The 20,161-nt window shown below is 39.3% G+C and carries 19 protein-coding genes and 1 tRNA gene; 6 read left to right on the top strand and 14 right to left on the bottom strand.

Features of this window, described 5'->3' with window-relative positions; translation table 11 throughout:
* Positions 1 to 13: 13 nt before the first annotated feature.
* Positions 14 to 2,242 carry a DUF2971 domain-containing protein gene (locus ACSSVW_RS11800; protein WP_454179390.1) on the bottom strand — a complete coding sequence of 743 codons (2,229 nt, stop codon included), beginning with the start codon at positions 2,240 to 2,242 and terminating at the stop codon, positions 14 to 16.
* Positions 2,243 to 2,417: 175 nt separating this feature from the next.
* Between ACSSVW_RS11800 and ACSSVW_RS11795 the strand changes: the two genes are divergently transcribed.
* From ACSSVW_RS11795 to ACSSVW_RS11775, 5 genes are all read left to right on the top strand, one after another.
* Positions 2,418 to 3,293 carry a hypothetical protein gene (locus tag ACSSVW_RS11795; RefSeq protein ID WP_454179389.1) on the top strand — a complete coding sequence of 292 codons (876 nt, stop codon included), beginning with the start codon at positions 2,418 to 2,420 and terminating at the stop codon, positions 3,291 to 3,293.
* A gap of 83 nt (positions 3,294 to 3,376) precedes the next feature.
* Positions 3,377 to 3,622, top strand: a complete 246-nt coding sequence (locus ACSSVW_RS11790) for a helix-turn-helix transcriptional regulator (RefSeq protein ID WP_058586435.1) — start codon at positions 3,377 to 3,379, stop codon at positions 3,620 to 3,622.
* Positions 3,615 to 3,911 carry a hypothetical protein gene (locus ACSSVW_RS11785; protein WP_417699023.1) on the top strand — a complete coding sequence of 99 codons (297 nt, stop codon included), beginning with the start codon at positions 3,615 to 3,617 and terminating at the stop codon, positions 3,909 to 3,911. Before ACSSVW_RS11790 ends, ACSSVW_RS11785 begins: the two co-directional genes overlap by 8 nt.
* Positions 3,908 to 5,674: a replication endonuclease gene (locus tag ACSSVW_RS11780; RefSeq protein WP_454179388.1), complete on the top strand. Its 1,767-nt coding sequence runs from the start codon at positions 3,908 to 3,910 to the stop codon at positions 5,672 to 5,674. Before ACSSVW_RS11785 ends, ACSSVW_RS11780 begins: the two co-directional genes overlap by 4 nt.
* Before the next feature lie 356 nt (positions 5,675 to 6,030).
* Complete coding sequence (locus tag ACSSVW_RS11775) at positions 6,031 to 7,077, top strand: hypothetical protein (protein WP_454179387.1); 1,047 nt, start codon at positions 6,031 to 6,033, stop codon at positions 7,075 to 7,077.
* Between the two features lie 156 nt (positions 7,078 to 7,233).
* Here the strand turns inward: ACSSVW_RS11775 and ACSSVW_RS11770 are convergent.
* The 12 genes from ACSSVW_RS11770 to rppH all read right to left on the bottom strand — a co-directional run bounded on the left by ACSSVW_RS11770 (position 7,234) and on the right by rppH (position 17,500).
* Positions 7,234 to 7,308 (bottom strand) — tRNA-Arg (locus ACSSVW_RS11770).
* A 132-nt stretch (positions 7,309 to 7,440) separates the two neighbouring features.
* Entirely contained in the window at positions 7,441 to 8,106 is a 666-nt protein-coding gene (locus tag ACSSVW_RS11765) for a FlgO family outer membrane protein (protein WP_036970385.1), read from the bottom strand.
* 8 nt (positions 8,107 to 8,114) lie between these two features.
* Positions 8,115 to 8,792: a FlgO family outer membrane protein gene (locus ACSSVW_RS11760; RefSeq protein WP_036970388.1), complete on the bottom strand. Its 678-nt coding sequence runs from the start codon at positions 8,790 to 8,792 to the stop codon at positions 8,115 to 8,117.
* A 14-nt stretch (positions 8,793 to 8,806) separates the two neighbouring features.
* Positions 8,807 to 9,400 (bottom strand): FlgO family outer membrane protein, encoded by a 594-nt coding sequence (locus ACSSVW_RS11755; RefSeq protein WP_036970392.1) that lies wholly within the window; start codon positions 9,398 to 9,400, stop codon positions 8,807 to 8,809.
* A gap of 67 nt (positions 9,401 to 9,467) precedes the next feature.
* On the bottom strand, positions 9,468 to 10,058 hold the full coding sequence (locus ACSSVW_RS11750) for a hypothetical protein (RefSeq protein WP_454179386.1): 591 nt from the start codon (positions 10,056 to 10,058) through the stop codon (positions 9,468 to 9,470).
* A gap of 75 nt (positions 10,059 to 10,133) precedes the next feature.
* Positions 10,134 to 10,727, bottom strand: coding sequence for an SPOR domain-containing protein (locus tag ACSSVW_RS11745; RefSeq protein WP_454179385.1), 594 nt, complete (start codon positions 10,725 to 10,727; stop codon positions 10,134 to 10,136).
* Between the two features lie 465 nt (positions 10,728 to 11,192).
* On the bottom strand, positions 11,193 to 12,074 hold the full coding sequence (galU, locus tag ACSSVW_RS11740) for a UTP--glucose-1-phosphate uridylyltransferase GalU (protein ID WP_065978397.1): 882 nt from the start codon (positions 12,072 to 12,074) through the stop codon (positions 11,193 to 11,195).
* A gap of 26 nt (positions 12,075 to 12,100) precedes the next feature.
* Positions 12,101 to 12,952, bottom strand: a complete 852-nt coding sequence (locus ACSSVW_RS11735; RefSeq protein WP_036970397.1) for a thymidylate synthase — start codon at positions 12,950 to 12,952, stop codon at positions 12,101 to 12,103.
* Positions 12,953 to 12,965: 13 nt separating this feature from the next.
* A complete protein-coding gene (gene lgt, locus ACSSVW_RS11730; protein ID WP_454179384.1) occupies positions 12,966 to 13,769 on the bottom strand; it encodes a prolipoprotein diacylglyceryl transferase in 804 nt (267 codons plus the stop codon).
* A gap of 14 nt (positions 13,770 to 13,783) precedes the next feature.
* Positions 13,784 to 14,593, bottom strand: coding sequence for a sulfite exporter TauE/SafE family protein (locus tag ACSSVW_RS11725; protein WP_065978398.1), 810 nt, complete (start codon positions 14,591 to 14,593; stop codon positions 13,784 to 13,786).
* A gap of 75 nt (positions 14,594 to 14,668) precedes the next feature.
* On the bottom strand, positions 14,669 to 16,945 hold the full coding sequence (gene ptsP / locus ACSSVW_RS11720; protein ID WP_454179383.1) for a phosphoenolpyruvate--protein phosphotransferase: 2,277 nt from the start codon (positions 16,943 to 16,945) through the stop codon (positions 14,669 to 14,671).
* A 36-nt stretch (positions 16,946 to 16,981) separates the two neighbouring features.
* On the bottom strand, positions 16,982 to 17,500 hold the full coding sequence (gene rppH, locus ACSSVW_RS11715) for an RNA pyrophosphohydrolase (RefSeq protein WP_036970409.1): 519 nt from the start codon (positions 17,498 to 17,500) through the stop codon (positions 16,982 to 16,984).
* 540 nt (positions 17,501 to 18,040) lie between these two features.
* Here rppH and mutH point away from each other — a divergent pair.
* Complete coding sequence (gene mutH / locus ACSSVW_RS11710) at positions 18,041 to 18,712, top strand: DNA mismatch repair endonuclease MutH (protein WP_036971710.1); 672 nt, start codon at positions 18,041 to 18,043, stop codon at positions 18,710 to 18,712.
* A gap of 106 nt (positions 18,713 to 18,818) precedes the next feature.
* Here the strand turns inward: mutH and nagP are convergent, their stop codons facing one another.
* The gene (gene nagP, locus ACSSVW_RS11705; RefSeq protein WP_036970411.1) at positions 18,819 to 20,123 is read right to left on the bottom strand and encodes an N-acetylglucosamine MFS transporter NagP; all 1,305 of its coding nucleotides are present in this window, start codon (positions 20,121 to 20,123) and stop codon (positions 18,819 to 18,821) included.
* Between the last annotated feature and the right edge of the window lie 38 nt (positions 20,124 to 20,161).

The raw sequence follows: 20,161 nt of genomic DNA, 5'->3' as shown, positions 1-20,161 counted from the left end.
AATAAAAATTTCTTCATATTTCTAAATAGTCATATTCTAGTGTAAACAACTTCTCTTCTGATACTGTAGCTTTTCTTAAGTAGATTTTAGGCTCAGTTCCGTTCCTATTTTTATTAAGATCAATAATGATTTTTTTAATGAAATCAAGTTTTGAAGGCGGAAAGTTGACCCCTAGTGTAATACCTAAAACTCTTGCATTTATTTTACTTCTGTCGGGATTTGGAAAGCTATGCCTTTCGTAATAAACCTTGCTAACCTGATAAGATATCAGGCGAACTTCCTCTTCATACTCCCACTCTTTATTTTTCGTTAGCAAATACTGGTTAAAGATAAATTTGTCTTTCTCAACTTGCCTTTTCTGCCCATAAGTATATTTTACTTCACTAATACCAAAGCCCGAAGGTAAACCACGCCCAAACTCATATTCAACCATAATACCTTGATGATCACCTGTGTAATGTGACCACATCAGCATAGAGTTATCATTTTTAGAGAAGGAACAGATTCTATAATCTGTATCAATGAAGTGTTCTTCCCCAATATCTGAAATGCTAGGCATTTCAATAGGATCATTTAACTGTTGCTTTTCTGGAAGATAAAAGTATTGATTAATCAATGAATCAAGATAATTCAGATTCAACGGCGAATATTTAAACAGCGATGTATTTTGAAGAGAAATATTGTCATTCAATTGGAAAGAATTAACCAGTGCAATATTATACTTATGTCTCCAGTAATAATATTTTTCGTCTTTCAAGTTTTTATCTAACTTTCTAAAAGAAGATAGAAAATTACCTATAACAATATCATCATATTCTTTACACTTCTCCATTATTTTTAGAGCCATTAAATATGATTCACAAGCCTTATCATGCTTTCTTATTCTATCAAAACTAATCCCTAACAGGTTAAATGTGACGATAGTAGGTTTATTATTTTTGTGGTAAATCTGAATACTATTAATTACATCTTCAAACTGATTTTCATTAAAACTGGTTCTACACTGATATACAAACATATCATATTTGGAAATATTATTGGAAGAATCCTGCTTGTGCATATCTAGTTCGTCTTGATCAAATTTTTTATCCCACTTCTTCTCTATAACTGATAACTCATAGTGTAAGTCGCTATATAAGTAATGAGCTATAAGATCAGGATCTTCAAGAAGTTTTTCTGCATCTTGAAATAAACCTTGTATTGCGATGCGAAACTTTAAATCCTCCTCTTTAACGAGCTTATACATTAACTTCATACAAAGAAGTTTAACTTCAACTGCTTTTTTTAAAGCACCGTCATAGTTACTTCGTTTCACTTCGTCATATATAGTTTGATCTAAACGAACACCTAAAAATATTTGTGACATCAAGTAATAGCACTTTGTTTCCGAACTGCCTTCAATATGTTCCCCCCACTTTTCTTTAAAAATATTTATAACTTCCTTGTACAACTTTGCCTTAAAAGCGATTTCAATAATTGACGCTTTGTTTAAGTACATGACACCTGTTTTTTTCCTTTTAATAAGTTCGTCAAACAAGTGAGCATAGTTGTAATCTAAAAACTCGTCTAAATCATAGTCTGAGACTTTTGACATTGCGGATTCATACGACAAAGCATTTGAGCTGACATAGCTTTTAAGCACTTGCACATCAGAATAGGAAACGTCGTCAATTAGATAAGCCCCTTCGCTATGTCTTTCTGTTTTGCAGAAAGCTCTAAGGAGGATGTTGTTTACTGATTTGCTTTTCTTTACTCGTTTGTCATTTAAAATTTCAATTAACAGATTCCATTTATCTTTTTGGAATTCAAAGCTAACAATTAAAACTTCACTTAAACAACGGTTTAAGTTTAAGAAGTCACATTGTTCATAATAAATCATAATTGATTTTAGGAAAGCGTCTTCGTCTTTAGTATTTCTGAATATTGCCCACCATGCATTTGCATTCTCATCATTTTCTAAAATAGCCAGTTTAAAAAATGAATCTGAAATATAGCGTTCGTTTTTGTAGTGAAATACGCTCCTAGATATTCGACCTAAATACTCGTAAGCTCGATCAATACTTCCTTCAACTTCACATATTTTAGATAAAATCTCAGCTGTTGGCTCAGACTTAAGATCTCGCACAAAATAGAGATACCCTAGATAGTTTTTATTTTGTTCTAAAGCCTCTGCCTCTTCTAAGAAATCCAAAGCTGAAAAGCGACCATTACGTATCAAATCTAATACTTCATTGTCATCCATGATGTTCTCCTTTTAAAAATATAACTTAGGGACTTATCCCTAATTTGTAGTTTCCAGACCTCTCAACTATCAGTTGTAAGCATAAATCTTAGAACAAAAAGTAATACATCCTATGGTAAATTTTTGTATTAAGATAAGATACCTATGAATCAAATGGTTAGAAAAGGATTTTACTGTGAAGAAATACTACAGACTTTCTGAACTAGATAAAGCATTCGGTATATCGGTTGATGACGCACATTATCTCAATTCAGAAACTGATGTTTCATTTTGCCTCTATTGTAGAACCTCAGACATTATTTTAGGTGGTTATAAGGAGTCTAAGTTTTTTGGCTTTGGTAAGGCTACTTATTCTGGTTTAATCAAATTAACTAAAGCACAACAAACAACAATTTTTGAAAGTAAAAAGCTTAGCTTAACTAAGTCGACTCTTTTGCAGAAAGATAAAATAACTAACTACAATAGTGGCTATCCCTACTCTATAGAGCTACCAAACAAAATGTTTGAAGGTTGGCTTGCAGCACCTTTAGAAAAAATACAGCTAATAACTATTCCTTTCTGTTTTCAGCCTGAACAACGACAGAGTATGCTAAAGCAGTTTTGCAAAGGGATTTTTGACATATCTGAAAATAAAGAAAAGCTAAGAGAAAAAGCATCTGCTGTTTTTGATCCATCCCAACCCATACCTCCTGAGTTATTTCCAACGTCAAAAGCATTCTCATTTGATGATGTTTGCATTGAGCCTGATGAAATCGAAAAGGCTAAACGTTACTTATTTGGCAATAAAGAAGAATCAACAAGTAATACCAATATCCGACTTATTGATGCCATGCTGATTAATATGCTTAATGAATTCCCTAACGATAGACCAAGCCAAACTTGGGAAAAGTTAAAAAATGACATCACAAATGACCCACGCTCATTTGATACTGACGAAATCATTGATGAAATAGGCGAAGATACATTGTATTGGTATAACTCAAGTGCTGAGTTACAAAAAATGAAGAAGAAGAGTTTTTATAACTTAATTAAAAAATTAAAAATAAATTAAAAGTCATAACTCCTAGAAGGACTCCTAGGAGTTCACTCACCTCTTAAAGTCCTCCATGAACTTAAACGTACATGGAGGCAATCATGCCAACAACAGAAAACAAACGCGCATTTTCAGAAATAGAAACCGCTGAATACATCGGTATGAGTCGCTCTTTCCTTCGCCAGTCACGTATGGAAGGAAATAGAACAAATCGCACACCCGCACCACCGTTTATCAAAATTGGTCGTGCTGTTCGTTACTTAAAAGAAGACTTAGATAATTGGCTAAATAGCTTTAGCCGTTTAGAGCATTTAGGCCAAGATCCGCATGGTGCTGATCATGCCTAAGCTATCTAAAGAGCAAAAGAGACTTTTAGTTTGGTTAGCTCAACCAAATAATCATTTAGAAATTTGTCGTCAACAAGGCCATTCACTAAATCAAGTGAACGGCCTAAAGACCTATACTGATGAATTTGGCAACCCTTACAAGTTTGATATTCGTACCCTCAATAAACTTATAAGCGAAACCCTAGTTTTCAGCGAAATAATTTACCCATTTGGACTTAAGCACGAGCAATACGCTTTAACAAAACTTGGCTTTGAGTTTGTTGAAAAACTACCTAAATCAGTTCAATGAAAACATTTAAAGAAAAGAAGATAGCAAAAGCTATCTTAGACCAAGATACAATACTCGCCCCATACATAGCGAAAGTAGATAAATATGATGCAGCCTTTATCATAAAAAGGCTTTCGCCTTTTTCAAACCTGATTAAAAGCACTATTCTATTTCAGGCATTTAATAAGCCAACTCCTGTCGAACGCAACAGGCATATTCTGGCAACAACAAAAACCTTGTTTGCTCTTTTACCAGCGAAACTGGCTCACTTGTTTTTTTGCTCTGACGACGAAATTAGTTTAAAAGCTAAAGAGTGTTCAAGTTATTGCCGCCAGATTGCCATTAGCCCAGAAAAGGTTAATTTCATTCACTACCAAGCATTACACGCACAGCGAAATGAGAGCGAATTCAAGCGAACGAGTTCACTGTCATTTCGTACTGCTAATAGTGCAAATAGCGAAACTAATAGCGAAAATTTCGCTGCTATTCGCCCTACTAACAACGAATTCGATAGCGAATTCGCTCTAGCAAAGCAAAAGTCTCTTTATGAGTACTTATCAAATTTCGCTATGAATATCGGCGTTTCGCCTATCTCTATCGAAAATAATATCGAATTCGTTGGTTGCATTAAGCGCTATTCAGATAATCGTTGGTGGCTGCGCCGTATTCGAAAACTGATAAACCAAGCAAACGAAAAAGCAGCGATACACTTAAACTTCGTAAACAGCAAAAGGCAAATTTACGCCAGTGATGTAACTACTCGTAACCGAATAGCACAACATACTCGAAACGAAAACTTGCTTAGCTCAACGTATATCTTAAACGAGCAAGGCCAACGTTATTCACTAAAAGAAATATCAGACCTAAATGTATCGAATCCAAAAATTCGCAAAGACGAATTACTTTGTCGTGCCAGAGGGTTTGAAAACCTAGCAAAAGACTTAGGTCACGAAGCGCTATTTATTACCGTAACTTGCCCCTCTAAATACCACCGTGCCTTTTCTAAATCTGGTGCGCCTAATCCTAAATGGCAAGGGTTAATGCCAGACCAAGCGAACAGCTATTTAAATCAACAATGGCAAAAAGCCCGCGCTGAATTCAAACGTCAAAATATTGCTCCTTATGGATTTAGAGTAGCTGAACCACAACATGATGGAACACCGCATTGGCATATGCTGTTTTTTATTGAGGGCGAAAAGCTAGAAGCATTAAAAGCTATTATTCGTCATTATGCGTTAGAAGTAGATGGTGACGAAAAAGGCGCAGCCGAAAACCGCTGTGATTTTAAGCATATCGACCCAAATAAAGGCTCTGCCACAGGTTATATTTTAAAATACATAGCGAAAAACATTGATGGTGAAGGTGTTGGCGAGGATAAATTCGGTAACGATTCGCTACTAGTAGCCCAACGTATTGATGCGTGGGCATCATGTTGGTGTATTCGTCAATTTCAGCAAATTGGTGGTGCGAGTGTATCTGTATGGCGCGAACTTAGACGCTTACGTTCGATGTTCAAAGGCGAAAGTAATTCGCTATTAGAACAAGCGCGTTCTGCTGCTGATAATAGCGACTGGCAAGCTTACACGCAGGCTATGGGAGGCTTAAACATCAAAAGCAAGGATAGACCTATAAAACTTCATTACGATGTTAACGTGAATGAAGAGACAGGCGAATGTTCACAAAGCTATTACGATGGTGAGTTAATCCAAAAAGTAAAAGGTCTTTGGTTTGCGGGTAAAACCTTTGTTACCCGCTTCTACCAGTGGCGTTTAGAAAAAGCATAACAATATTATTTTAATTCGCTAAAGCTCGATTATGAGCTTTAGCTACCAAGTCATACACAAAGCATTGTTTTGATGCTTTTCAGAAGACCTAAAGCTATAAAACAAGCTTTAGGTAGTTCAAATCCTCTACCCAACTTCAAAAATAACCTTTAGCCACCCACTTGCCAGAATGGCAATAAAGCTCTTACTTGGAGTTCTGTAAATAACTGTACTTTAAGATTATGTTTGTCTCGTTGATGATCCTTCCTCTATGAATAAATACAGTTCCAAATAACAACACTATCTTTATTTCTATATACGAATACTGAAATAAGTCAAAATAAAGGCTCTCTAATATATGGATTTAAGGAACTAAATTGAAACCGTTATGTATTTTTTGTGGTAAACCACCACAAAATAAAAATAAAGAGCATATTTTTCCTCAATGGTTACTTAAGCTTACAGGTTATGATAAAGGAAAAGCCTCTGTTGGAAGTAATTGGAAAACAGGCGAAGAATTTATATTCAATATGAAGGCATATACGTTTCCATCATGTACTTCTTGCAATACTAAGTTTGGAGAAATCGAAGGTAAAATAAAACCTATCATTGAGATGTTAATGAAAGACCAAGATGTTACTGCAACTGATCTTGAACTACTTTTGGATTGGTTTGATAAAGTAAGAATTAGTGCATGGCTTGGTGTTAAGTATATGAATAGGGATATATTTAATACAAACTCTCATTATTATGTTAACACCCGAGTAGGTCTAAAAGATCGTTATTTATCAATAACAAATACGTATAAAGAAGAGAAAGAATTAAACTGGTCTGGTGTCAATACTATTGCTTTTATGATGAGCCCAACGGCATTTAGCTTACGTATAAATAACTTAGTCTTCGTTAATTGCTCTTCTGACTTTCTAGTATCTAAACAACTAGGCTTTCCATATGTAGCTTTTGAGATTCCTACCCCTAATAAGAATACTATAGATGCGCAATTTGCAATGCCAAAAAAGCGTGTGGCAAGAAGGATCTTCAAGACCCATACTTATTCACCAAAAATCGAAATTGCGCAACCTATATATAAAGTCACAAGTAACAACTTGCAAGAGTACTATGATAATGATTACGTATCTGAAAATTCATATGAAAAAGGTGTTGGAAAAATATTTGTATCCCGCGGTTCAGGTTTTAGGCCAATAGAAAGAAGCGAGAAAGTCAGTTTTCATAGGGAAGACCCCAAACCTCAATTCAACCATGTTGAAGTCGTAAGACCGATAATAGAACTTCAGATTGAGTTAATTTTAAGCAAAAAACGTAATTTAAAAAATCTGTCTTCAACACAGAAAAAGCAAGAAATGCAGGCTAAGAAATTTATCATTGAATCACTTGTTGAAACAATGAACCAATATAGATATTAAGAATTTACAAATTCAAAGCATCTTTTGAAATTCTAATAGCCTTTGAAACAAAAAGGCCAACATTTGCAAAGAATCTCAAAAACAATAAAACCTGCTACATATACGCTACACAAAACCGAAACCTAAATAAAATTAAATATAACTCATTGATTTTATTGGTAGCCCCTACAGGAATCGAACCTGTAACTGCCCCTTAGGAGGGGGCCGTTATATCCATTTAACTAAGAGGCCACACTTGCACTGAGTTTTCTAGTGACGGTCACTAGCGGTATGCAACTCGTAAAATTATAACGGGCTAAGGCTTTGGTAATCAAGAGATTATGCCAACCGACTACGGTTTTAGCCGGTTGGTATTAATTTTTGTTAGTTTAGCTGGGCTGTTGCCGACTGTATCGACTCATTTTGCAGCACAAAGTACGGAATTACTTTGTTTGAGGTGGCGACAACTTGCTTGGTGGTTAAGTTGATCACGCGGGCATTCACTTCAACGCCACTGGGGCGATAAATTAAGGTGCCCGCTAGCACATGACTTGCAATTCGGCGCTTAGTTAATTCGTTGATATCGCGTGAAAAAACAAAATCACCTGTTTTATCAATAACCACACTATCGCGCGTCTTAAAATCAATAACACCGTAACCAAATTTTTGCAGTTGATGATACAAGGTTTCTGCCACTTGATTACCAAGTTGGTTACTCTGTTGTAGGCTTTCATTTAAATCGACAAACGAGGTCACGGCTATGCCAAGCTCGGACTCTTGTTGCATGGTGTCGGCTATATCAAGCGCCATTTGTTCAACGTAATTACCTAACGTTTTATAATGCTGATAAGGCTTAAATTGGCGACTATTGGTTTGTAGCTCTGATTCATTTTGCTGCTGAGCAAGTAGCATCATGGTGTTTATATCATAGTTAGTTGGCGCGTTGCTCGCAGTCTGGTTGCTTGGCTCAGGCGCTTGGCTAAGTAACTCACACCCAGATAAACTGAGTGTGATAGCTGCGGTTAATGCAACAAGTTTAAACTTGCTCATAACTTACCTCACTCACTCGCTTGTTTAAGCATAATACCGTCGGTACGGTTGCTACTATCAAGAGCATCAACCACTGACTGCGGAATAAAGCCTTGTGCCGAGCCAACCACGGCTTTGCTGGCAAGCCCAATAATACGTGCATTTACCAACACACCACCTTGGTGGTTTACTAACGTGCCTGCAAGTACGTAATTAAAGTTTTGATCTTGACTCAACTCTAAATAATCACGGCTAAACACAAAATCACCGCTTGGGGTTACACGAATGTAGTCTGTGGTTTTAAAATCAACAACAGGCACACCAAACGTATGCAGTTCGTGCATGAAGCTTTCGGCAATTTGATTACCTAGTAAGCTCGATGTGTTGTATTGATCATCTAAAAAGATAAAGCTCGATACGGCAAGGGGTGTTTTATCACTAACGTATTGAAGATTTTGTGCCATGTCTTGCATTAATCCACGTACATAATGATTTATATTTTTGCGCGTAGGGGCTGCGGTAAAGGTGGTGTTATTTTTAACGGCCTGACTACTTTGATAAACCGACACATTTGTTTGTGGTGCGGCAACCGCGCGCTCACTGCGGGTAAGCTGTGGCTCTTTGGTGTCTATCGTTTGTGAGGGTGACATCATTTGTGCGCAGCCGAACCCTAATGGTAAACATAAGCTGAGTAGTAAACGTCTCATGAGTGGACTCCTAATTAGTATTCACTGCGGTAGATCATGCCACCGCGCTGCTGAACTTTTTCACTTCCCCACATTACATTAATGGGGATCTCGGTACTGGCTGCAGACACGATCCGCTGATCGGCTGCATCCACTAAACGGGCATTAACAATATAGGCATGTTGTTGCCGCGTTAAGGTGCCGGTGATCACAAAGTCAATATTCTGACGTTGGCGCAAATTTTTTGTATTTCTGCTTAACATACTATCGGCAGATGATTGTAAATTTAAATTATTTTCTAATCGGTACTCAATGGTATGGTAACCAAGCTGAGCAAATTGCGTCATTAAGCTTTCTTGAATTTGTTGACTAAGCCCTGCCCCCTGACCTTCTGCAAGGCCCGAATCAAGTGCATCAGCCAAGTAAAAGCTGGTTACAGCAATGCGTGCATTACTTTTAAAAGCCCCTTGAATTCGGCTTAATTGCGAACTTAAATCAGCCACATACTGGTGTACCGTATAAGGCGCCATAACGGCTTTTGGTGCTGCTGTACTTACCACTGGTTTTGGCTCTTCAGAGAGCTTACAACCCGCTAAGCTTAAAAATATTAATGACACTAGTAGACGCATAATTGCCATCCCATATCGAACATGGTTAATTAAAAGCAATAACTGTGCCTACTTAGTATAAATCGTTTTAGCGACGTGATAAGTCGAGTGGTTCGCCTAGAAAAGGCGCGGTTAAACAGTGCTGTTGTAGCTGTTTAGCAAGGTAACAAAACACGGTTGCTTCGTTGTAGTTGGCAAACGGGCCAACACGCAGTGCATACCGTGTTTGTGATTTTGTGGGGCGTTCTAAAAACACAAACTCTAGTTTATCAAATGCACCGGGATACTGTTTTTTCATTATTAACACTTGGCGCTTAATTTGGCTTGGGTCTAAATACACTCCAAGCTGAGCGCCAGCAGGCGCCTGAGCATTTCGCGCTACGGCATCATTGTAGGTTATTGACGCGTTATCGGAATGAGTGTGATCACTCTCAGATGCTTCAGAGAGCGTTTGCACGTCTGGCTTACTATTGAGTTCGGCCGTCATAATGCGTAAATCATTTTCCATTTCGGTTAAACGGGCAATACTTTGCTGCTGTGATTGATATTGAGCCGCAAATTGCTGTATTTGTTGCTCTGTATATATCGGCTCTGGTTGCTGTTGCAGCAACATACATGCAGGCAACAGACTTACACTGGCAGTAATTAATAAGTGTTTGAACAACGTTGAAATTGGCATATTTATCATCAGCTAAAAAAACAGAACTTAAGCACAGCAAATAAAATGCCAGCTTTTAGCCTTTATATCAGCACGCTATAGGTAAATGCGATTATCGGTATAATTACTTACCCAACAATCAAGCCCTTGACGCTTAATGGCTTCACAATCAGCGGTTGCGTTTTTAAGGTATTTATAGCCACCAAATTTTAAACGGTAATAGGTGTTTTGATTAACATCAGCCACTTCAACATTTAATAGCGGTTTGCCCTGAAAAACCTCGGGGGCTAAGGCCTTCATTTTTTTAAATGTAATGGCTAAGTTTTTTTCTGAATTTACTGCAACAAGCTGTAATGCAAAACTGTATTCAGGTTTAACCTGTTCGCTGCTCTTACGCTCGTCTGATTTAGCCATAGAATCTGGCTCTTCTTTAGTAGGCAGCCCAGCTGCAGGTAACGCGCTATCTGTGCTCTCTGTGCTCTCTGTGCCATCTGTGCTTAGCTCAGGCAGCGATTGCACCTTTGCTAATACGCTTTGCTCATTGGCCTGAACATTCATTGACTGAAATAGATGACTAAACGACAAAAAATTAAATAATGTGGTAGGTAATGAATGGTGACTACAACCCGATACAACAAACAGCACCATTAGGCACGTGCTGTAACGCAACGGTTTTAAGCAATATTTCATAAGCAGGATTCTTAAACGTACCATTATATATTTGCTTCTTAATCTGAGAAGACCGTTTGTTAGTACTTACCTGCCTGTAAAAAGCCTGAAATATCGTTTAGATATTAAACAAGAAAACACTAACAAATTGCTTTTTTATTATTATATTTTCAGTACAGTGCTTTTACTAACTGCAATAAAAACTTAGTGACACCCTCAGCTTAAGTTTTCATATACGACAACCTAAAGCAATAAAAATCCGTTTCATTATAGGTATTTTTATGAGTATAGCTTAATTAGCTATTCTACAGTGGGTAACTAAGCACTTTTCTGTAATAACTATCTTAGCAATCTGCTAATACAAAGGTATATCAGAAAAGTCCTTAATTAGGTAATAATCGACAATTGAGCATGACATGTAAATAACAAAAAAGTGCCATATAGGCACTTTTTTTACATCATTTTTAACTAATCAAATAGAATTGATTATTTAACCAGCGTTTTTATGAAGTCGGTGAGCTCATCTTTGAATTCATCGCGTCGTAATGAAAACTCAACAATCGCTTTTAAATAGCCTATTTTGCTACCACAGTCATGGCTTTTCCCTTTCATTGAGTAGGCATCAACGGTTTCTTTTTCCATTAACATTGCAATCGCGTCTGTTAACTGAATTTCATCGCCTGCCCCTGCTGGGGTTTTTGCAAGAAGTGGCCAAATGTTTTTACTTAATACATAACGACCAACCACGGCGAGGTTTGAAGGCGCTTGATCAATTGGCGGCTTTTCAACCATATTTAAAATAGCGGCACTTTCACCTTGTTTAATTTTGGCATCACCTAGGTCAACCACACCAAACTTGTCAACTTCGTTAAGTGGCACAGGCTCAACCATAATTTGGCTTTGGCCTGTACTTTCAAAGCGTCCAATCATCTCTGCAAGGTTGTCTTTTTTTAGATCGCTCGCCACATCGTCAATAATCACATCGGGTAAAATAACCACAAACGGTTCATTACCAATGATTGGCGCTGCACAGTTAATTGCGTGGCCTAACCCCTTCGCTTCACCTTGGCGTACTTGAATAATAGTGACATCTTTAGGACAAATAGACTGTACTTCTGCAAGTAGTTGACGTTTAACACGCTTTTCTAATGTTGCTTCTAACTCAAAGCTCGTATCAAAGTGGTTTTCGATAGAATTCTTACTTGAATGCGTCACTAATACGATTTCTTTAATTCCCGCTGAAATCGCCTCATTAACCACATATTGAATCAAAGGGCGGTCAACGATAGGTAACATTTCCTTTGGAATCGCTTTTGTTGCAGGCAACATACGCGTGCCAAGACCAGCAACTGGGATCACTGCTTTCATTGATTTCTCCTTAAACTTTTTTCTTTTTACACTGAAAACGGATACTTAATTGCATCGTGACACTGATAACCTTCTACTTCAAAATCGTCTTTTGTGACCCAAGTTTCAATGTCTTCAAGTGATTTAATATTTGGATTTATTTTAAGTGTAGGTGATGCAAATGGCTCACGCTTAAGCTGTACATCACGCATTAACTCTAACTGATTTTCGTAAATATGTGCATTTGCTATTTTATGATACGCCTTTCCGGGCTTGTGTCCGGTGATTTGTGCAACCAACGCTAATAACACAAAACATTGAATTTGATTAAAATTCAAACCCAGTGGCACATCACAACTACGTTGATACGAGGTTAAGTATAGAGTATCACCCAGTAATGAAAAAGTGTGCGTATGCATACACGGACGTAAACAACCTAGCTCAAACTCGCCCGGATTATAAAACGTGACAATTTCACCTCGGTCATCAATGCCGTTAGATAAGTTAGTAATTACCTTTTTAAGTTGATCAAGGTGTGTACCATCTGGGCGCTGCCAGCTACGGCCTTGTACGCCGTACACACGGCCCATATCATCTTCACCACGTCGATGCGGGTTTTCGAGCCAAGCTTTATTTTCGTTCGCGTTGGCATTCCATGTCATGCAACCGATATCACGAAACTGTGCCGCACTGTCGTAACCACGAAGGTAGCCTAACAACTCTGCAATGGCTGCTTTATAAAAGCTTTTACGTGTTGTTATAAGCGGAAACTTATTGTTTGCTACATCGTACTCAAGGTCAGCATTAATAACGGTTAAACATTTGGTGCCTGTACGCTTATTTTCGACCCACACGCCTTCATCAACAATGCGTTGACATAAATCTAAATACTGTTTCATTGACTTGCTCTTATTATGCTTTGCTTGCAACGCGTCGTTGCGGCTTCATGTAGGCCCATATTAACAAACCAAGGCCCCCAAATACCATTGGCAGCGAGAGTATTTGTCCCATTGAAATCACACCTGCAAATAGACCTAAATGCGCGTCTGGCTCACGGAAATACTCAACAACAAATCTAAATACGCCGTAGCCTAATAAAAATAAACCGGCGACACTCCCTGCTGGGCGTGGCTTTTTAATAAACCATTGCAAAATTAAAAATAGCACCAAGCCTTCTAAAAATGCTTCGTATAGTTGTGACGGATGGCGTGGTTCTGGCCCACCGGTAGGGAAAATAAACGCCCAAGGTACATCGGTTACGCGTCCCCATAACTCACCATTAATAAAGTTACCTATGCGGCCGGCTAGTAGGCCAAATGGCACTAATGGCACCACAAAATCGCCGACCTCTAACAATGATTTTTTACGTGTCCAGGCAAAGACCATAATTGCGGTAATAACCCCCAGTGTGCCGCCATGGAATGACATGCCACCTTGGTCTATTCTGAATAAATAAAACGGGTTTTCAATAAAATAACTAAACTGATAAAACAACACATAGCCAATACGCCCACCGAGTATTACCCCGAGCATACCGTAAAATAATAAGTCGCTTACTTGCTCTTTCGTCCACCCAGAATTAGGTTTTGCAGCTTGACGGTTTGCCAGCCACATAGCTAAAGCAAAGCCAATTAAATACATTAAACCGTACCAACGTACGCTGAGCGGTCCTACCGAAAAAATAACCGGATCTATCTCTGGAAATTGAAGAGCCATAAAAATAAAAACCTTTAACTAAACACCATTTTAAGCGCAATTATGACAAGTAATAGCGCGAATACTTTTTTTATTGTTGCCACAGGTAAATAATGCGTCGCTTTTGCACCATAAGGAGCAATTAATGACGACGTGACAACGATGCCGACTAATGCGGGTAAATAAACAAATCCGGCAAAACCATCACTAAAGGAGGTTACTTGCCAACCTGCAGACACATAACCAACCGAGCCAAACAGCGCAATGACAATACCACATGCTGCGGCACAACCAATGGCCTTTTTAATATCGACAGAGAAATAATGCAGCAAAGGCACAATAAGTGCACCGCCACCAATACCAATCAGTCCTGATAACGCCCCCATTATTGCACATAAAAAGCCAATTACGGGACCTGAGGGCAATGGTTTTTCACTTGCAGCCTTGGTACGTGTAGATAACACCATGCGTAACGCGATAAACACCACACTCGTGGCAAAAACTAAACGTAATAACTGCTCAGGAATAAAGCTCGCCGCAAAGCCACTCACGAGTGCACCAATACCTACACCGGTCATGACCCAAGGAGCAATTTCCCACGGCACATTAGCATTACGATGATGAGCCAACGCTGAAGAGGTAGACGTAAAAATAATGGAAGCAAGTGAGGTGGCTATGGCAATAACTAATACATGGCTTGAGTCAGCAACATTAAATGATACCAACATGGCGCTCAGTACAGGCACAATAATTAAGCCACCACCAATGCCTAGCAGACCGGCTAAAAACCCTACTACACTGCCCAAAATAGCGCAGTACACCATTAAAAGTATTACGTCATGCATAGCACACTCATATATTCAGTTTGTTATATGTATATACTAAACGAATATATAAACGCTTCACAGTACAATTTACTCTCATACTTGCCCTTGGCTAGGGGTATAAAATAACTCACCCAATTGGTGCTCTATCATAAAGTTACGCGTGAGCCTCAATACTTGCTTAGCGGTAGGCTGCAATAAACATTCGCTAAGCAGCTCCTCCATATCGCTCACTTTTAAGCGACGCAGCACAAATTTAATTTTACTGATTGATGAAAGGTTCATACTTAAGCGACGATACCCCATGGCGATTAGTAATAATGCCCCTTCTGGGTCACCACCAAGCTCACCACATAAACTAAAGGGTAATTCATGGTTTTGGCACTCTTGAGCAACTTTAAGTAGCACTCGCAGCACACTAGGATGATAGGGGTTAAAGAGCTCTGCAACACGCGCATTAGAACGATCAACGGCCAGCATATATTGAGTTAAATCATTGCTACCCACAGAGCAAAAGTCGACTTTTTGTGACCACTCTTCTAGCATGAATATACTTGAAGGGACCTCTAACATAATGCCAATTTCTGGGCGGTCAATGGCTTGCTCTGGGTATTGTTCTTCCAGTTCGAACAGCGCTTGTTCAACTAACTTAATTGACTCGTCGACTTCTTCAGAGCCACTGATCATGGGTAACATTATTCTAAGGTTACCTAAACCGATATTGGCCTTTAACATCGCTCTGAGTTGATCTAAAAATAGTTCAGGATGATCCAAGGTGACGCGAATACCCCGCCACCCTAAGAAAGGGTTCTCTTCTGTGATATTAAAGTAGTCTAATACTTTATCACCGCCGATATCTAAGGTGCGCATTACCACAGGATTCGGGTGATAGCTGGTAAGCACTTCTCGGTACCACTTTTCTTGCTCCGACTGCGAAGGAAATTGCCCCTTTTGCATAAACCAGGCTTCGGTACGATACAAACCCACTCCATCACAAAACAGTTTGTTGTCTTGCTCTGTGTTTAATTCAAGGCCTGCATTTAACAATAAGCTAATGTGCTCGCCATCTAAGGTGACCGCATCTAGGTTCTGCTCTGCGACGAAACGATCATTCAGTAATGTTTCTTGGTATTTTAATTGGCTGTATTCATCGTGGAGCATTTGCGAAGGTGAGATATATAAACGCCCTGCGTAGGCATCTAAAATCATCGGCTTACCTTCAAATTGCAGTAAGGGAACGTCTTCAATACCCCAAATAGCGGGTATCCCCATTGCTCGCGTTAATATTGACGCATGGCTGTTTGCTGCCCCATTTACACTCACCACCCCCGCTAAATGCCCTTTGGGCACTTCGGCAAGCATGGCAGGTGTTAACGTACTGGCAATTAAAATGGTGTCTTTAGGGTAAGGCTTTGCCGCATGCTCGGTATTAACTAAGTGGTGTAAAACACGCAAACCAATGTCTTTAACATCTACTGCGCGCTCTTTTATGTATGGGTCTTGCATGGCGTTAAACTGCGCCACCAGCTTTTCGATAACTATTTTTAATGCGCTTTTTGCACTCCAGCCTTGTTGAAGTTGCTCTTCAACATTTTTGCCTAGGCTTTTTGCATCAAGTAGCTGCTGATACACATCGAATACCGCAAGCGCTTCTTGCGGAATCGAATCGCTTAATGTCATTGATAACGTATTAAACTCGTTGCGTGTTGCCGCAACAGCCTGCGTAAATAATTTACGTTGCGTGCTTATGTCATTGTCTTTTTGCAACTCAATCGATTTAAAATCGAGTTTAGGCAACACCACAAAAGCTTCACCAATGGCAATACCTGGCGCGCTCGACACCCCTTTGAGTACCGAAGTCTGATGCGAGAACTCATCAAGCCTTAAAATCTCTTTGATCTCGGCATGTGCAAGCTGCGATGCAAGTTGTGCCGAAAGTGTAATTAAAAAAGATTCTTCATCGGGACTAAAAACACGCGCTAACTTTTGCTGAACTACAATAACGCCCAGCACTTTTTTTTGATGCACCACAGGCACAGATAAAAACGCGTTATAGCCTTCTTCATTAACTTCTGGAGAGAGTTTAAAGCGAGGGTGTGATTTAGCGAACGCTATATTAATTGGCTCTTCGCGTTGCGCCACTAAGCCAACTAAGCCTTCGGTAAAACCAATTCTAAACTTACCCACAGCATCTGGGTTAAGTCCTTGCGTGGCCATTAATACAAAGTTGTCTTGGCTGTAATCAGCAAAGTAAATTGAGCAGCACTGTGTTTGCATGGCATCTTTTACCATTTGCACAAAACACGCTAAGGCACTGTTTAAGTCCGCTTGTTGCGACACAGCCTCAGCAATTGATCTGAGCGTGGCTAACATGATGCTGCTCCTTTCATTTAGTTGATAAAGTTGCCCTTATCGCTTTTGTCGCCAATTATCTTTATGTTGTTCTCGTTTATTAAACGGCATTGCAAACGGGGCAAACTCTTTCATTACACGACGGTAAACATCGCGCTTGAATGACACAACTTGCCTCACCGGATACCAATAGCTCACCCATCGCCAGTCATCAAACTCTGGATGATGAGTTTTAAGTAAGTTTACATCTTCGTCTTTACAACGTAATTTCAGTAAAAACCATTTTTGTTTTTGCCCAATGCACACAGGACTTGAGTCTCTGCGAATTAAACGCTTGGGTAATTTGTAGCGTAACCAATGTTTTGAACTTGCGACGATCTCGACGTCTTCAGGAAGCAAGCCCACTTCTTCGTGTAATTCTCGGTACATGGTTTGCTCTGCTGTTTCACCATCATCGACACCACCTTGGGGAAATTGCCAAGAGTGCTGACCATAACGTCGAGCCCAAAATACTTGTCCCTGATTATTGCAAATTACAATTCCGACATTGGCACGAAAACCTTCGGCATCAATCACCTTAGTGCCTCATTTGTAAGTCGATTTTTATTGATTGTTCCACATAACCTGCGATACAGCAAACACTTTACACCTTCGCCGAAACCAGATTTGAAATTAGCATTTTAACAAGCGCTTTTAATCAATATGTTAGAAAGCAATTATTACGAAAATACGCGCTTTTAATAAAATAGTAGTTTACAACCGTATTTTTCTCACCTTACCCACAGCTTGTGCATAACTTTTGTAAATCATGCTTATTTTGCAAACAAATCCACAATAGTCAGTTCAAAAAAGCACTTTCTCCACAGAAACTGTGGATAAACATGTTCATATATCTGTATTTATACAAACAACTGTCTAATTAATACAACAGCCAAAAATCAAACATCGACAAAAGTCATTAAATTTCAATATATTAAGATGTTATTCCCACAAAACAAATTGACTATTTTTAACTCACTTTCAACATGCGCAAAAAACACCCAAATACAAAGATATCCACGGCAATGCGCATTTGCTATCATGTTAAGGTTAATAACACAATCAAATAAACGCCGTATGCGACCACTAAAACCAAGCTCAATCAACGAATTAATGCAACGCGTGAATGCAATAGCGGGGCTTACACTCGGCCAGCTTGCAGAGCAGTACCAATTTAAAACACCCGATGACTTGCTGCGTGAAAAAGGCTGGACCGGTCAGCTTATTGAATATGTATTAGGGGCAACCGCGGGCTCGAAACCCACTCCTGATTTTGAAGAGCTTGGTATTGAGTTAAAAACCTTGCCTATTTCGTTTAAGGGTAAACCCTTAGAGACAACTTTTGTCTCTGTTACGCCGTTATTGAACGTAACAGGTCTTACATGGCAGCAAAGTACGGTGCGTAAAAAGCTCAATCATGTGTTGTGGTTACCGATTTTGGGAGAACGCGAAATTCTGCCATTTAATCGTACCATTGGCAGTGGTTTTTTATGGCAACCCAGTGCTGAGCAAGATGCACAGTTGCAACGTGACTGGGAAGAGCAAATGGAACTTATCGCACTGGGTCGTATCGATGAAATTTCAGGACACTTGGGTGATGTCATGCAAATAAGACCAAAAGCGGCTAACAGTAAAGCGCTTACTGATGCTATTGGGCCAAATGGGCATGTGATCCAAACCCTGCCTCGCGGCTTTTATTTAAAAACAAGCTTTACCGGCGAGATTTTAAAACGCCAATTTCAGCTGTAAGGGTCTCCGCTCTTTGTATTTATAAGCGGTTTGTCGTGCTAACTCGTAAAAAAGCCGCGATGATGGTCGTCGCGGCTTTGTTCTAACTTGAATTATTAACGTATTGTTATTTCCAACTTTTCATCTTATGGCCTTTAAGAGCATAAAATAAAATGAATAGATAACTTGGGATCATAACAATATACGCACCTTGCGCGCCCAGCCCTGCTACGTTACCTAAACCAATTAACAGCGGACCTAAAGCACCACCTGCAATACCCATGATCAACAACCCCGATGCAGTGCCAGTTAAGCGGCCTAAACCCGCCAATGCTAATGGCCAAATTGCAGGCCACACCATCGCATTCGCAAAACCAAGTAGCGCGATACACAATAAAGGATCGGGGAGTTCAGGGCCTCCAAATGGCACAAGTAATAGATTAGAAATAATAAACGAGTCATTGCTACCAAATACCACCAGTAGCACGGTGATTATGCCAGCGATACCCGACATTAATAGTGCTGTTTGCTGGCTCATAAAACGTGGGATAGTTGCAATACCTATCGCGTAGCCAATCAACATACACGCCATTGTGTACGAAGTCATAACGGAGTAATCAGCAACGCCAATTTGCAAAGCGTAAGAGCCAATCGTATCGGCAGCAATCACTTCAACTGCGACATACAAAGCAATGCCAACAACACCTAGAACAAGGTGCGGATGAGCAAGTGTTTCTTTTAACTCACCTTTACCATTTGATGACTCGCCTTCGTCAAACACTAAATCAGGAAGAGGCGCAAATTTTGCGAACGCAGCAAATAACATAATAAGACCCGCAATTAATACATACGGCATAATTAAGCTATTGGCCATAATGTCTTTTTGCTCTTGCGACAGTTTACCCGCACCATCGACTACACCGCTTACAACGACCGCAGCAAAGATCACCGGTACGATAACTCCAGCAAACTTATTCAATAAGCCCATAATACATACACGCACCGCGGCTGATTTTTCAGAGCCCATTTTTACTACATAGGGGTTAACAGCCGTTTGAAGAATTGTTTGACCTACACCTATCATAAGCTGTGCAAATAAAAATATTTCGATCATTTGCAGTTTCGCGGCAGGAATATACATTAACGCCGACAGCGCCATGACAGCACAGCCGATCGCCATTCCATTTTTATAACCAACGCGTCTTATGAGCATCGCTGAGGGAATACCTGCAACAGTAACCGCAATATAAAACGAAGAAATAATAAACGAAGCTTGTAACGGCGACAGCTCAAGCATTTGCTGCAAAAATGGTGTAATTGCACCATTAAGCCACGTTATACACCCCAGAATAAAAAACATTGATCCTGCCAATACCATTGGCAGCCAAATGCTTTGTTTTGTGTTGTTGTCACACTCAACCGTTGCTTCCATAATTTTTCTCAACTAGTTATTTTAATTAATTATTTTTA

Source organism: Pseudoalteromonas sp. MBR-15 (genome assembly GCF_053628915.1).
The sequence above is the reverse complement of the archived record's forward strand: the minus strand, read 5'-3'. Positions and strand labels throughout refer to the sequence as shown.

Bases quoted from the DNA above. Each gene is read 5' to 3' on its own strand.
- ACSSVW_RS11800 (WP_454179390.1), bottom strand. From the start codon at position 2,242: ATGGATGACAATGAAGTATTAGATTTGATACGTAATGGTCGCTTTTCA.
- ACSSVW_RS11790 (WP_058586435.1), top strand. From the start codon at position 3,377: ATGCCAACAACAGAAAACAAACGCGCATTTTCAGAAATAGAAACCGCT.
- ACSSVW_RS11785 (WP_417699023.1), top strand. From the start codon at position 3,615: ATGCCTAAGCTATCTAAAGAGCAAAAGAGACTTTTAGTTTGGTTAGCT.
- ACSSVW_RS11780 (WP_454179388.1), top strand. From the start codon at position 3,908: ATGAAAACATTTAAAGAAAAGAAGATAGCAAAAGCTATCTTAGACCAA.
- ACSSVW_RS11765 (WP_036970385.1), bottom strand. From the start codon at position 8,106: ATGAGCAAGTTTAAACTTGTTGCATTAACCGCAGCTATCACACTCAGT.
- ACSSVW_RS11760 (WP_036970388.1), bottom strand. From the start codon at position 8,792: ATGAGACGTTTACTACTCAGCTTATGTTTACCATTAGGGTTCGGCTGC.
- ACSSVW_RS11755 (WP_036970392.1), bottom strand. From the start codon at position 9,400: ATGCGTCTACTAGTGTCATTAATATTTTTAAGCTTAGCGGGTTGTAAG.
- ACSSVW_RS11750 (WP_454179386.1), bottom strand. From the start codon at position 10,058: ATGCCAATTTCAACGTTGTTCAAACACTTATTAATTACTGCCAGTGTA.
- ACSSVW_RS11745 (WP_454179385.1), bottom strand. From the start codon at position 10,727: ATGAAATATTGCTTAAAACCGTTGCGTTACAGCACGTGCCTAATGGTG.
- galU (WP_065978397.1), bottom strand. From the start codon at position 12,074: ATGAAAGCAGTGATCCCAGTTGCTGGTCTTGGCACGCGTATGTTGCCT.
- ACSSVW_RS11735 (WP_036970397.1), bottom strand. From the start codon at position 12,952: ATGAAACAGTATTTAGATTTATGTCAACGCATTGTTGATGAAGGCGTG.
- lgt (WP_454179384.1), bottom strand. From the start codon at position 13,769: ATGGCTCTTCAATTTCCAGAGATAGATCCGGTTATTTTTTCGGTAGGA.
- ACSSVW_RS11725 (WP_065978398.1), bottom strand. From the start codon at position 14,593: ATGCATGACGTAATACTTTTAATGGTGTACTGCGCTATTTTGGGCAGT.
- ptsP (WP_454179383.1), bottom strand. From the start codon at position 16,945: ATGTTAGCCACGCTCAGATCAATTGCTGAGGCTGTGTCGCAACAAGCG.
- mutH (WP_036971710.1), top strand. From the start codon at position 18,041: ATGCGACCACTAAAACCAAGCTCAATCAACGAATTAATGCAACGCGTG.
- nagP (WP_036970411.1), bottom strand. From the start codon at position 20,123: ATGGAAGCAACGGTTGAGTGTGACAACAACACAAAACAAAGCATTTGG.